The organism is Chelativorans sp. AA-79 (assembly GCF_029457495.1).
Classification (GTDB): domain Bacteria; phylum Pseudomonadota; class Alphaproteobacteria; order Rhizobiales; family Rhizobiaceae; genus Chelativorans.
Genome location: NZ_CP120361.1, coordinates 641,390 through 654,279 on the forward strand (window position 1 = coordinate 641,390; position 12,890 = coordinate 654,279).

12 protein-coding genes are annotated in these 12,890 nt (G+C 65.1%); all 12 read left to right on the top strand.

Annotated features, from left to right (window positions below; genetic code table 11):
* The first annotated feature begins 155 nt into the window (after positions 1-155).
* On the top strand, positions 156-884 hold the full coding sequence (gene tolQ / locus PVE73_RS03235) for a protein TolQ (RefSeq protein WP_277365567.1): 729 nt from the start codon (positions 156-158) through the stop codon (positions 882-884).
* The gene (gene tolR / locus PVE73_RS03240) at positions 884-1,336 is read left to right on the top strand and encodes a protein TolR (RefSeq protein ID WP_277365568.1); all 453 of its coding nucleotides are present in this window, start codon (positions 884-886) and stop codon (positions 1,334-1,336) included. The genes tolQ and tolR overlap by 1 nt, the downstream gene beginning before the upstream one ends.
* A 5-nt stretch (positions 1,337-1,341) precedes the next feature.
* Positions 1,342-2,403 carry a hypothetical protein gene (locus PVE73_RS03245; protein WP_277365569.1) on the top strand — a complete coding sequence of 354 codons (1,062 nt, stop codon included), beginning with the start codon at positions 1,342-1,344 and terminating at the stop codon, positions 2,401-2,403.
* Positions 2,403-2,663, top strand: a complete 261-nt coding sequence (locus PVE73_RS03250; RefSeq protein ID WP_277365570.1) for a hypothetical protein — start codon at positions 2,403-2,405, stop codon at positions 2,661-2,663. The genes PVE73_RS03245 and PVE73_RS03250 overlap by 1 nt, the downstream gene beginning before the upstream one ends.
* 50 nt (positions 2,664-2,713) lie before the next feature.
* Positions 2,714-4,030 carry a Tol-Pal system beta propeller repeat protein TolB gene (tolB, locus tag PVE73_RS03255; protein WP_277365571.1) on the top strand — a complete coding sequence of 439 codons (1,317 nt, stop codon included), beginning with the start codon at positions 2,714-2,716 and terminating at the stop codon, positions 4,028-4,030.
* Positions 4,031-4,198: 168 nt separating this feature from the next.
* The gene (pal, locus tag PVE73_RS03260; RefSeq protein WP_277365572.1) at positions 4,199-4,717 is read left to right on the top strand and encodes a peptidoglycan-associated lipoprotein Pal; all 519 of its coding nucleotides are present in this window, start codon (positions 4,199-4,201) and stop codon (positions 4,715-4,717) included.
* Between the two features lie 187 nt (positions 4,718-4,904).
* Positions 4,905-5,912, top strand: a complete 1,008-nt coding sequence (gene ybgF / locus PVE73_RS03265; protein WP_277365573.1) for a tol-pal system protein YbgF — start codon at positions 4,905-4,907, stop codon at positions 5,910-5,912.
* Complete coding sequence (gene tilS, locus PVE73_RS03270; protein WP_277365574.1) at positions 5,906-7,240, top strand: tRNA lysidine(34) synthetase TilS; 1,335 nt, start codon at positions 5,906-5,908, stop codon at positions 7,238-7,240. Before ybgF ends, tilS begins: the two co-directional genes overlap by 7 nt.
* A 112-nt stretch (positions 7,241-7,352) precedes the next feature.
* Positions 7,353-9,290, top strand: coding sequence for an ATP-dependent zinc metalloprotease FtsH (gene ftsH / locus PVE73_RS03275; protein ID WP_277365575.1), 1,938 nt, complete (start codon positions 7,353-7,355; stop codon positions 9,288-9,290).
* Between the two features lie 236 nt (positions 9,291-9,526).
* Positions 9,527-10,882 carry a phosphoglucosamine mutase gene (glmM, locus tag PVE73_RS03280; protein WP_277365576.1) on the top strand — a complete coding sequence of 452 codons (1,356 nt, stop codon included), beginning with the start codon at positions 9,527-9,529 and terminating at the stop codon, positions 10,880-10,882.
* A gap of 183 nt (positions 10,883-11,065) precedes the next feature.
* Positions 11,066-11,929, top strand: coding sequence for an outer membrane protein (locus PVE73_RS03285; protein ID WP_277365577.1), 864 nt, complete (start codon positions 11,066-11,068; stop codon positions 11,927-11,929).
* A 194-nt stretch (positions 11,930-12,123) separates the two neighbouring features.
* Positions 12,124-12,819 carry an outer membrane beta-barrel protein gene (locus tag PVE73_RS03290; RefSeq protein ID WP_277365578.1) on the top strand — a complete coding sequence of 232 codons (696 nt, stop codon included), beginning with the start codon at positions 12,124-12,126 and terminating at the stop codon, positions 12,817-12,819.
* The last annotated feature ends 71 nt before the right edge of the window (positions 12,820-12,890 follow it).

Here is a 12,890-nt window from a genome sequence, read left to right on the forward strand (position 1 = left end):
CCGGTGGCTCAAGCGCCTTCCTTTGACCAAAATTTGTCGGAAAAAGGCGCCTTGAAGCCTTCTGGAAACCGCGGCGTTGTCCGCGGCGCAAGGACACGAGAGGCGGGGACGGACCGGCAAGTCATGCTGCCCGGGTTTTTACGAGGACGTTGAGTATGGAAAGTGTAGAGCTCGCCGCGCCCGGTGGGGACCTCTCCATCTGGGCCCTTTTCTGGCAAGCCGGATGGGTCGTCAAGCTGGTGATGCTGGGTCTCCTCGGTGCCTCCATCTGGACCTGGACCATCATCATCGACAAGAGCCTGGCCTATGCGCGCATGCGCGTGGCGCTCAACCGCTTCGAACAGGTCTTCTGGTCCGGCCAGTCGCTGGAGGAGCTCTACCGCTCTCTTGCGGACCGCAAGACCAGCGGCATGGGCTCGATCTTCGTCGCCGCAATGCGCGAATGGAAGAAGAGCTTCGAGAAGGGCGCGCGATCGCCGCTCGGGCTGCAGACGCGCATCGACAAGGCGATGGACCTGGCGCTCACCCGCGAGATGGAGCGGCTGGAAGGCCGACTCGGCTTTCTCGCCTCCGTCGGCTCCTCCGCCCCCTTCATCGGCCTTTTCGGCACGGTGGTCGGCATCATGACGTCGTTCCAGGCCATTGCCGGATCGAAATCCACCAATCTCGCCGTCGTGGCGCCCGGCATCGCGGAAGCGCTGCTTGCCACCGCCATGGGGCTGCTCGCGGCCATTCCGGCCGTCATCGCCTATAACAAGCTGACTGCGGATGCCGGCAAGCTCACTTCGCGCATGGAAGGTTTCGCGGACGAATTCTCCGCCATACTGTCGCGGCAAATCGATGAGAAGGTCGCGCCGAAGGCACGTGCCGAGGAGTATGCCTGATGGGCATGTCGGTTGCTTCCGCAAGGGGTGGTGGAAACGGGCGCCGGCGCCGTGGGCGCCATCTGGCTCCGATATCGGAAATCAACGTCACGCCCTTCGTGGACGTGATGCTGGTGCTGCTCATCATCTTCATGGTGGCGGCGCCGCTGCTCACAGTCGGCGTGCCCATCGACCTGCCGGAGACGCAGGCGAGAGCGCTCAATTCGGAAACGCAGCCGATCACGGTCTCCGTCGACAGCGAAGGCAGGATCTATCTGCAGGAGACCGAGATCCCGCTTGACGAGGTGGTGCCCAAGCTGCAGGCGATCGCGCAGGCAGGCTATGAAGAGCGCATCTATGTGCGCGGCGACCGCTCGGCCGATTACGGGACGGTCATGCGCGTGATGGCGCGGATCTCCGCTGCGGGATTCCGCAATCTCGGCCTCGTCACCCTGCAGGAACAGGATAGCTGACGACCATGAAGGCCGGTCTCGCCACATCGGTCACCCTGCATGCGGTGCTTCTCGGCTTCGGGCTGTTCTCGTTGTCGGCCCCGCGTGCGTTCGAGGTTTCGGATGTCGAGGCGTTGCCGGTCGATATCATCCCCGTCGGCGATATCTCGCAGGTCCAGCAGGGCGAGAAGGATGCGCCCGTTGCGCCCAAGCCGGCACCGAAGCCGACCCAGCGGCCGGACCCGGTGGCGGATGCGCAGAAAGTGGGCGAGGCCGATACGGACCTGAAGCCGCCGCCGACGCCCGAGGCCAAGCCACGGCCGGTGGAGCAGGCGTCGGAGCCGCCGCCTTCGCCGGAACCGCAGCCGAAGCCGGCGGAAAAGCCTGTCGAGGAGAAGCAGCAGGCGCGAGCCGAGGAAGTGCCGGTTCCGGCAACCGAGCGCGAGCCTGAATCGCAACCCAGGCAGGAACTGAAGCCCGATCCTGCGCCCGAACCCCTCGTGGCCGAAAACGCCGAAGCGGAAAGCGTGAAGCTGCCGCCCGCGGCTCCCGTCCCGCAGTCGCGTCCGCAGCCACCCAAGCCGCAGATCGCCAAGGCGCCCGAGCGCAAGCAGGCCGAGAAGCCGGCCGCCGAGCAGAAGCAGGCGAGCCGCGAGACCGAGAAGGAGGACGTGCTCGACGACGTGGCCATGCTCCTCAATAAGGAAAAGGCTTCTGGCGGCGGCGCGAAACGCTCGACCGAGGAAGCATCTCTCGGTGCCAGGGAGACGACCAGTGGCCAGAAGCTGTCGCAGAGTGAACTGGATGCGCTGAGATCGCAGGTTCAGCGCTGCTGGAATGTACCCCCCGGCGCCCTCGATGCGGAAAACCTCCGAGTATCCATCAAGTTCAACCTCGATCCCAGCGGCGCAGTCGAAGGCCGTCCCGAGATCATCGAGGGCGGCGACGGATCGGGGGTGGCGCGGGCCGCGGCGGAATCGGCGCGCCGCGCCATCCTGCAATGTGCGCCCTACGATCTACCGGCGGAGAAATACAGCGGCGGCTGGGATGAGGTCATCGTCAATTTCGATCCAACCGAGATGTTCTGATGCGGAGCTTCCCCAATGCGGCCTTCGCTAACGTAAGCTTGCCCGTGGGAATCGCCGCGCCGGCCGCGATGCCGGCACTTGCACAGGAGATCACGGACCAAAAGCTGACCATCGAGGGCGGCGACGGATCGGCCATAGCTCGTTCGACAGCGGAGTCGGCGCATCGTGCCATCATGGCATGCGCCCCTTACAACAATCTGCCGGCGGAAAGATACAGCAGTCGACACACCATTGTTCTCACTTCCAAACCAACCTTCTGACCGGGCATGTTCAGGTCATCGAACCCAAGAATCCCAAGAGGCATGAGCTGATGCGTAACCTTCTCAACGCGGCCCTCGCCATTGCAAGCCTGACCATGGGGCTCGTCGCGCTGACCATCGTGCCGGCGCGCGCGCTGGTGGAAATCGACGTCAACCGCGGCGTCGTCGAGCCTGTACCGATCGCCATCACCGACTTCCTGTCCGGTGGCGGAAGGGGCGCGGAGATCTCCGCCGTGATCGCGGCCGACCTGCGCCGCTCCGGCCTGTTTGCGCCGATCGATCGGGCGGCCTTCATCGAGAAGATTTCCAATCCCGACGTCTCCCCCCGTTTCGAGGACTGGAAGGTCATCAACGCGCAGGCGATCGTTACCGGCCGTGTGACGGAGGAGCCGGGTGGCCGCCTCAAGGCCGAGTTCCGCCTTTGGGACACTTTCGCCGGCCAACAGCTCGTCGGCGAGCAGTTCTTCGCCAATCCGCAGGACTGGCGGCGCGTCGCCCATATCATCGCCGACACGATCTACGAGCAGTTCACCGGGGAGAAAGGCTATTTCGACAGCCGCATCGTTTATGTCGACGAGTCCGGCCCGCGTGACAACCGCGTGAAGCGGCTCGCCATCATGGACCAGGACGGAGCAAACCAGCGGTATCTCACGGATGGCCGCGCCATCGTGCTGACGCCGCGCTTCTCGCCCGAGCGGCAGGAGATCACCTATATGTCTTACGAGAGCGGACAGCCGCAGGTCTATCTGCTGCAGCTCGAGACCGGGCAGCGCGAGCTCGTGGGCAACTTTCCCGGCATGACCTTCGCACCGCGCTTCTCGCCAAACGGCGACAAGGTGATCATGAGCCTGCTCCGCCAGGACGGCAACTCCAACATCTTCACGATGGATCTGAGGACACGGACCACCGCACGGCTGACCGACACCAACGCCATCGACACCTCACCCTCCTATTCGCCCGACGGCAACAAGGTCGTCTTCACCTCCGATCGCGGCGGGCGGGCGCAGATCTATGTGATGAATGCCGACGGCTCCAACCCGCAGCGCATCTCCTTCGGCGACGGCAGCTATTCGACGCCGGTCTGGTCGCCGCGCGGCGATCTCATCGCCTTCACCAAGCAGAGCGGCAACGAGTTCCAGATCGGCGTCATGCGCACGGACGGCTCGGGCGAACGCATCCTTTCCACCGGATTCCTGCAGGAAGGGCCGACCTGGTCGCCCAACGGGCGGGTCATCATGTTCTTCCGTCAGGCCGCGGGCTCGCCGGGGCCGAAACTCTACTCGATCGACCTCACCGGCCGCAACGAACAGCAGATCCCGACGCCCAATTTCGCATCGGATCCCGCCTGGTCGCCGCTCCTGAAGTGAGGCGGTCGCCGCCTTTCAGCCGCAATTGCCGCTACCGTCCGAATCACGGGTTCTCGTGATTCCGGCCCGGCGGAAAGAAAAGATTAACCCTGTTTCTTCGGCAACCCTTAACCGAGCCATGGTTACTAGGCACTGAAGAAATCCACTCGAATCCCAAGGAGTGACGGCATGCGCCGTATCGCAGCTCTGACAAGAAATCCTGTCGCCATCGCCCTTGTCGCCTTGCTTGCCGTCGCCGGCTGCCGCTCGAACAAGCAGGTTCCCAATTCCGCGGCCGATCTGGGTCTCGGCGCCGGCGGCGTCGGCGGGGCGGCCACCCCCGGCTCCCGGCAGGAATTCACGGTCGCGATCGGCGATCGGATCTTCTTCGACACCGATTCCTCCGTCATCCGCGCCGATGCCCAGGGCACCCTGGCGCGGCAGGCCCAATGGCTGAACCAGTATCCGTCCTACTCGATCACTATCGAGGGCCATGCCGACGAGCGCGGCACGCGCGAGTACAACCTCGCGCTCGGCGCCCGTCGCGCCGCCGCCGCCCGCGACTTCCTCGTGGCGCGCGGCGTGACCGCGAGCCGCATCCAGACCATCTCCTACGGCAAGGAGCGTCCGGTCGCCGTCTGCGACGACATCTCCTGCTGGTCGCAGAACCGGCGCGCCGTCACGGTGCTGAACGGCGCCGGAAGCTGAGCGATTGGCGAGTTGAGCGAGTAGGGAGTAGGATAGGGGAAGAAATATCTCCCTTTCTCTCCCTATTCGCTGTCCGCTCCTCCTATTCGCTCACAAAATCAAAATTTGGCCGAAGTCTCGCGACCTGATAAGGGGATGCCGCAGGGTTAAGTTCCCTGCCGTGTTCTGGTCGAGAAGCGAGATAGGAATGCTGTCCCGAAACCATTTGCGCGGGCTCGCCGCGCTGACACTTTTCGTCGCGGCGTCGGTTGTCCCCGCCGCGGCGTTCCAGTTGCGCTCCGCGCCGATGCCGGAGCAGCCGGTGGGAGCTGCCGGCGAGGCCCGGGTCGTCCCCGTGCAGGCGACCGATCCGCGCCTGACGGGGCTCGAGGAAGAGATTCGCAAGCTCAACGGGCGGATCGAAGAGCTCAATTTTCAAATCCTTCAGATGCAGGACCAGATGCGCCGCATGCAGGAGGACACCGAGTTCCGCTTCCAGGAACTTGAAGGCGGCGGCCAGGGCAGCGCCGGAGGCGAAAAGCCCGACCAGAGGACCGAGCGCCTATCGCCGCCGCCGGCTGAAGGCGGCGGCCAGCAGGCGGCCGCAGCCGCGGACTCTGCCACGCTTCCGCCGGCAGGCGTGCCGCAGGCGCCGGTTCCCCCGGCGGCGGGAGGCAACCCGCCGCTCGGGGAGCCGCCGCGCACGCTCGGCACAATCACCTTCGACGAGAATGGCAATGTCGTCTCGGGCGGCGCCGGCCAGCCCATCGATCTCCTGCAGGGCACCCCGGCGGGCCAGGACGGCTCCGTGGTGGCCGCGCTGCCGCACTCCGACAATCCGGAGGAGATCTACCAGAGCGCCTATCAGTTCATCCTTTCCGGCGACTACCGCACGGCGGAGGCAGGGTTCCGGCAATATCTCGACACCTTTCCCGAGGGCGAGCACGCAGCGGATGCCCATTTCTGGCTGGGCGAGGCGATGCTCGGCCAGGACCGCTACCGCGAGGCCGCGGAGGTCTTTCTGCAGGCCAACCGCGATTTTCCCGATGCCGTCAAAGCGCCGGAGATGCTCCTGAAGCTCGGCGTTTCGCTCACCGCGATGAACCAGCGCGACGTGGCCTGCGCCACCTATTCGGAGATCGGCCATCGCTATCCCGACATCTCCGCCGCGCTCAGGGGGCGGGTGCAGCAGGAACAGGCGCTCGCGGGTTGCTGAGCCCGGAGCTTCCGCACGAGCCGGGCGCGCTCTTTTCCGATATCCGCCTTGCCGGATGCGATACCGTGGTCGCGGCGGTTTCCGGCGGTGGCGATTCACTCGCCCTTCTCCTCCTCCTCCACGATCACCTCGAGCATCTGTCCGGTGCGCCCGCTCTCTTGGCGGTGACCGTCGATCACGGGCTGAGGCCCGGATCGGGCGAGGAAGCGCGGGCGGTCGGCCGTCTCGCCGCGGCCCATGGCATTGCCCATCGCCTGCTGCGCTGGGAAGGGCCGAAGCCCTCGACGGGCATTTCCGCGGCCGCGCGCGAAGCGCGGCTTGCGCTGCTCGCACAGGCGGCGCGGGAGGCCGGCGCCCGCTTCGTGCTCACCGGGCACACCGCCGACGATCAGGCGGAGACGCTCTCCATGCGGCTTGCGCGCGGGGCCGGTCGCGGCACGGCGGGCATGGCGCCTGCCACGCTCTATGACGGCGATGTCTGGATCGTCCGGCCGCTGCTTGCCGTCCGGCGCGGCGCGCTTCGCGCTTTCCTGCGCGAGCGCGGCATCGCTTGGGCGGAGGACCCGACCAATCGGGACCGCCGGTTCGAGCGGGCGCGCGTGCGGCAGGACCTGGACGAGCCGGCAATCCGGGAATTGATCGCCTCGGCGCGCAAGGCGCAGGCCGCTCGGGAGGAGACGGGGCGATCCGCCGCGAGCATCGTCGCGCGGGCGGCCGAAAGGCCCGTGCCCGGCCTGCTCCGCCTGCCGCTGCCGGCGGTACGCGAAACCGCGGCCGGCCTCTACGCGCTGCGCATTCTTCTGGCGGTCGCCGGCGGCACGCCGCACCTGCCCGACGAGGCGCGCACGGTGGCGGTCCTGTCGCGGGCCGGCGAGGGGCTGCGCGCCAGCCTTTCGCGGGCGGTGGTCACGGTCAGCCATGGGCAACTCTATCTCCATCGCGAGCGGCGCAACCTTCCTGCAGCCGCCCTTGCCGGCGAGGTGTTGTGGGACGGCCGCTACCTGGTCATGGCCGGGGAGGGGACTGCCGGGCTTGTGCTCGCCCCTTATGGCCGTGAGAACGCCGAAGAGGCCTCCCTGGGAGACGTGGATGCCCCCGCCGGCCTGCTGCGCTCCGCGCTCGCGACGGAGCCAGCCCTCTGGAAAAACGGCGATTGCCTCGGGCTTGCCGGCGAGGCCGAGGGGGTCTCCGTGCGTCCCGTAGCCGGGCCATGGGCACGGCTTCTCCCCTCCTTCGATTCCGCCCCCGCGGGCGCCGTTCTTGATCTCCTTCGAGGCGGCCCGCTTCCCGCTCTGCCATTCCATGGCCACAAAGAACATATGGGATAAACCATGTGCTGCTCATTTTGAGGTCCACCGCTGCCGGAATGCTTGGCAACTCTGTGCTCGCTCCCTATGTTAGGGGCAACGATGCCGGCCTCGGCGCACTGACGGAACGAACATGAATCCAAATTATCGAAATTTCGCGCTGTGGGCGATCATTGCGGTCCTTCTGATTGCATTGTTCAACCTGTTTCAGGCGCCCCAGCAGCGCGGCGCCACGCGTGACATCGCCTATTCCCAGTTCCTAGAGGAACTCTCGCAGGGTCGTGTGGAAAGCGTCACCATCACCGGCAACCGGATCACCGGCACCTATGCGGACAACCAGACGCCGTTCCAGACCTATTCGCCGGGCGATTCAAGCCTCGTCCAGCGGCTCGAGGACCGCGGCGTAACGATCAATGCCAGGCCGGAGACCGACGGCTCCAGCTCGATCCTCGGCTACTTCATCTCCTGGCTTCCGATGATCCTTATCCTGGCGGTCTGGATCTTCTTCATGCGGCAGATGCAGTCGGGCTCCGGCCGCGCCATGGGGTTCGGCAAGTCCAAGGCCAAGCTTCTGACGGAGGCGCATGGCCGCGTCACCTTCCAGGACGTGGCGGGCGTGGACGAGGCCAAGCAGGATCTCGAGGAGATCGTCGAATTCCTGCGCGATCCGCAGAAATTCCAGCGACTGGGCGGCAAGATCCCGCGCGGCGTGTTGCTCGTCGGCCCTCCCGGAACCGGCAAGACGCTGCTGGCGCGTTCGGTCGCCGGCGAGGCCAATGTGCCCTTCTTCACCATCTCCGGCTCCGACTTCGTGGAAATGTTCGTGGGCGTGGGTGCGTCCCGCGTGCGCGACATGTTCGAGCAGGCGAAGAAAAACGCGCCCTGCATCATCTTCATCGACGAGATCGACGCCGTCGGGCGGCACCGCGGCGCGGGCCTGGGCGGCGGCAATGACGAGCGCGAGCAGACGCTGAACCAGCTTCTGGTCGAGATGGATGGCTTCGAGGCCAATGAGGGCATCATCCTGATTGCCGCCACCAACCGGCCGGACGTGCTCGACCCGGCGCTGCTGCGCCCCGGCCGCTTCGACCGGCAGGTCGTGGTGCCGAACCCGGATGTGGCCGGCCGCGAAAAGATCCTTAAGGTTCACGTGCGCAACGTGCCGTTGGCGCCCAATGTCGATCTCAAGATCGTGGCGCGCGGCACGCCGGGCTTCTCCGGCGCCGACCTTGCCAATCTCGTCAACGAGGCTGCCCTGATGGCGGCGCGGCGCAACAAGCGCCTCGTCACCATGCAGGAGTTCGAGGACGCCAAGGACAAGGTCATGATGGGTGCGGAGCGCCGCTCGCACGCCATGACGCAGGAGGAGAAGGAACTGACCGCCTATCACGAGGCGGGCCACGCGCTGGTGGCGCTCAACGTGCCTTCGTCCGATCCGGTGCACAAGGCGACGATCATCCCGCGCGGGCGCGCGCTCGGCATGGTCATGCAATTGCCGGAGGGCGACCGCTACTCCATGAGCTACAAGTGGATGATCTCGCGCCTTGCCATCATGATGGGCGGGCGTGTCGCCGAGGAGTTGAAGTTCGGCAAGGAGAACATCACCTCGGGTGCCGCCTCCGATATCGAGCAGGCAACCAAGCTCGCCCGCGCCATGGTTACGCGCTGGGGCTTCTCGGACAAGCTCGGCCAGGTCGCTTATGGCGAGAACCAGGAAGAAGTCTTCCTCGGCCATTCCGTCGCGCGCCAGCAGAACATGTCGGAGGAGACGCAGCAGAAGATCGATGACGAGGTGCGCCGGCTGATCGACGAGGCCCATGAGAAGGCGCGGGAGATCCTGACCTCCAAGCGCGACGCGTGGATCGCGGTTGCCGAAGGGCTGCTCGAATACGAGACGCTCTCCGGCGACGAAATCCAGGCGATCATCCGCGGCGAGAAGCCGTCGCGCGATCTTGGCGACGACACTCCCCCCTCGCGCGGCTCCACCGTGCCCAAGGCAGGCGCGCGCAAGGAAGGCAAGAAGGGGGGCGAAGAGCCCGATGCCGGGATGGAGCCCCAGCCGCAGGGGTGAGGGGCCGGTTGCCGCAGGCCAATTCATCGTGCCGGGGGCGCGATGAATGGTCCCGAATGCCGAGGCCGCAGGAGGCAGGTGTGCTTACCGCCTGTTAACTATGCTGGACAAGCGCCTGTTCATATGGATCGAATACGAATTCTCGCATAAAGTGTGACGTATATCGCGCGAAGCTGTGGCGGAGAGAGGGAAGGAGCGCTGCTTTGCGATCAAGATCGGTGCGGACGAAAAAACCTATGTCGAAACAATATTTCGGAACCGACGGGATTCGGGGACGCGCGAATCGCTTTCCCATGACTGCGGAAGTGGCCATGCGCGTCGGCATGGCCGCCGGCCTCACCTTCCAGAACGGCAGCCATCGTCATCGGGTGGTGGTCGGCAAGGACACGCGTCTGTCGGGCTACATGATCGAGAATGCGATGGTCGCGGGCTTCTGCGCGGCGGGCATGGACGTGTTCCTTTTGGGGCCGATCCCGACCCCCGCCGTGGCCATGCTGGTGCGCTCGCTGCGGGCCGACATCGGCGTCATGATCTCGGCCTCGCACAACCCGTTTCACGACAATGGCATCAAGCTTTTCGGACCTGACGGCTACAAACTGTCCGACCAGATCGAAAACCGCATCGAATCGATGCTCCACAGGGATATCGAACTGGCGCTGGCCGATGCCGATTCGCTCGGCCGGGCCAAGCGCGTCGACGGCGTGCACGACCGCTATATCGAATTCGCCAAGCGCACCCTGCCGCGCGACATGTCGCTGGCAGGCCTGCGTATCGTCATCGACTGCGCCAACGGCGCAGCCTACAAGGTGGCACCGGCAGCCCTCTGGGAACTCGGCGCCGAGGTCGTGCCGATCCATGTGGATCCGAATGGTTTCAACATAAACCAGGATTGCGGTTCCACCCACCCGATGAGCCTTGCAAAGAAGGTGCATGAGGTGCGCGCTGATATCGGCATCGCGCTCGATGGCGATGCCGATCGCGTCGTAATCGTCGACGAGAACGGCACGATTATCGACGGCGACCAGATCATGGCACTCGTCGCCCAGTCCTGGCACGAGAGCGAGAAGCTCGTCGGCGGCGGCATCGTCGCCACCGTGATGTCGAATCTGGGCCTTGAGCGCTTCCTGCGCGAGCGTGACTTGTCGCTTCACCGCACCAAGGTGGGCGACCGCTATGTGGTCGAACATATGCGCGAGCACGGCCTCAATGTCGGCGGCGAGCAGTCCGGCCATGTCATCCTGTCCGATTTCTCCACCTCTGGCGACGGCCTCGTCACCGCGCTGCAGGTGCTCGCCCATATCAAGCGGCTGGACAGGCCGGCGAGCGAGGTCTGCCGCAAGTTCGAGCCGGTGCCGCAGGTGCTGAAGAATGTGCATACCAGCGGCGGAAAGCCCCTCGAGAGCGCTGCCGTCAAAGCGGCGATCGCCGACGCGGAGGCCCGGCTTGGCGAAAGCGGCCGGCTCGTCATCCGCCCCTCCGGCACCGAGCCTCTCATCCGCGTGATGGCCGAGGGCGACAACCCCGATCTCGTCGTGGCGGTCGTCGACAACATCGTCGAAGCCATCGCGGAAACGAGAACCGCAGCCGCCTGACAACCCTCCTTGGTCCCAGGCGGCCGGGCCTGCGCCGGCCGCCGGAACACTCCGCAGCAGACAAGGTAAACGAAAAGCGGAAAATTCGTTAGGGTTAAGAGGGGCTTAACTTTTCTGTTGCAATCTTCGGCATGATTCAACCAGCCGTGGCGCCGGTCACCGGACGGCATTTGGGGGATGTAGATGTTGAAGATGACGAAGCCGATTTTTACGGCAGCCGCGCTTGCTTTCACGACAAGCGCTTATGCCGCTGACTTGTATGTGCCGCCTGTCGAGGCTCCGCCGCCTCCGCAGATCATCGAACAGCCGGTCGCGGTCGGCGGCTGGTACCTGCGTGGGGATATCGGCTATCGCTGGTCGGAGCTGCGCGGCACCGAATACATCCTCTACACCGATCCGCCGGACACCGGCGAATTCGCCTCGACGGATCTCGACGGCGCCATGTCGCTCGGCGGCGGTATCGGCTATCAGGTGACACGTCACTTCCGCACCGATTTGACCGCCGATTATTGGTTCGACTCGGATTTCCGTGGCACCACGCATGGTTATTGCGGCGCCGTTCCCTGCAGCTCGAGGGACAGCACCTCCTACAGCGCGCTGCTCCTGATGGCCAACGCCTATGTGGACCTCGGCACCTATCGCGGGATCACGCCCTATGTGGGCGCGGGCATCGGCGGCGCTTATGTGAAATGGGACGATCTCCACAACACCATCGGGGACGACACCTGGATCCATAAGGGCGCCAAGGAATGGCGCTTTGCCTGGTCGCTCATGGCCGGCGCGTCCTATTGCCTGACCCAGAACCTGCAGCTCGATGCCGGTTACCGCTTCACGCGGATCGAAGGCGGGCGCATGTTCGAGGAGTTCAGCCCCAGTGGCGCGAGCATCGGTGCCGGTCCCGGATTCGACGACGGGTTCAACGTGCACGAAGCGCGCGCAGGCCTGCGCTACTCCTTCGGTGGCGCGAATGCGAACTGCGCCGCCCCGCAGGTCGTCTCCTACGAGCCTCCCTATGTACCGCCCGCAGAGCCGGTGATCTACAAGTAACGAAATCCGTCTTCTTGATCGACCGCCCGGCATCGCCGGGCGGTTTTCGTTTGCCGGCAAGCGGCCTCGGTGGCCGCTTTTCCTGTAACCTTCCGTTATCCTTAACCGCGGCTTAACCAAAATGGTTAACAGTCTCCGCAACAAGGGCGGCGGGGGCAGCTACGGCTCCGCCGCGATTCGCGGAGAACGGAACCATGCGGAAATCCTGCAGCCTCACCCTGATCGCATCCACGGTTGTGTTAGGCACGGCTGTCACCGGACACGCGGCCGACTACGAACCGCCCATCGTGATCGATGAGGCGCCGCTCGTGCCTGTGGAGGTCGGCTCGGGCTGGTATCTGCGGGGAGACGTGACCTACGCCGCCAACGAGTCGGCCTATGACGCCGACTTGTTCGGCGACGAGGCCGACAACAACCGCTTCGGCGGCAGCATCGGCTTCGGGTATCACTTCACCGACCTGCTCAGGGCCGATGTCAGTCTCGCCTATATCTCGAGCGACGAGTTCGACTATGACGACGGCGTCGTATCAATTTCGGCGGATCACCGAGTTCTGGGAGCCATGGTCAACGGCTATCTCGATCTCGGCACTTTCGTGGGCTTCACGCCCTATGTCGGCGCCGGCGCGGGCATCCTCTACTCGATGCATGAGATCTCGGCCTCCTCGGCCGCACTCGGTGCTGCGGCCGAAGCCGTCGACCGCCAATACGAGTTCGCTTACTCTCTCAATGCGGGGGTGAGCTATCAAATCACAAAGAACATGTCGCTCGACGTGGGTTACCAATTTCTGAGCTCCCCCGGCACGAAATATGTGGACGTGGACGCCGGCACTGTTGAGGAGGGCTTGGATTACCATCAGGTGAAAGTGGGCCTGAGATACGATCTCTGGTGACCGCTCCGGACGCCTCCAATCGAAAAGCCCGGCACGCGGTCCGCATGCCGGGCTTTTTCTTCCGCCGTTCG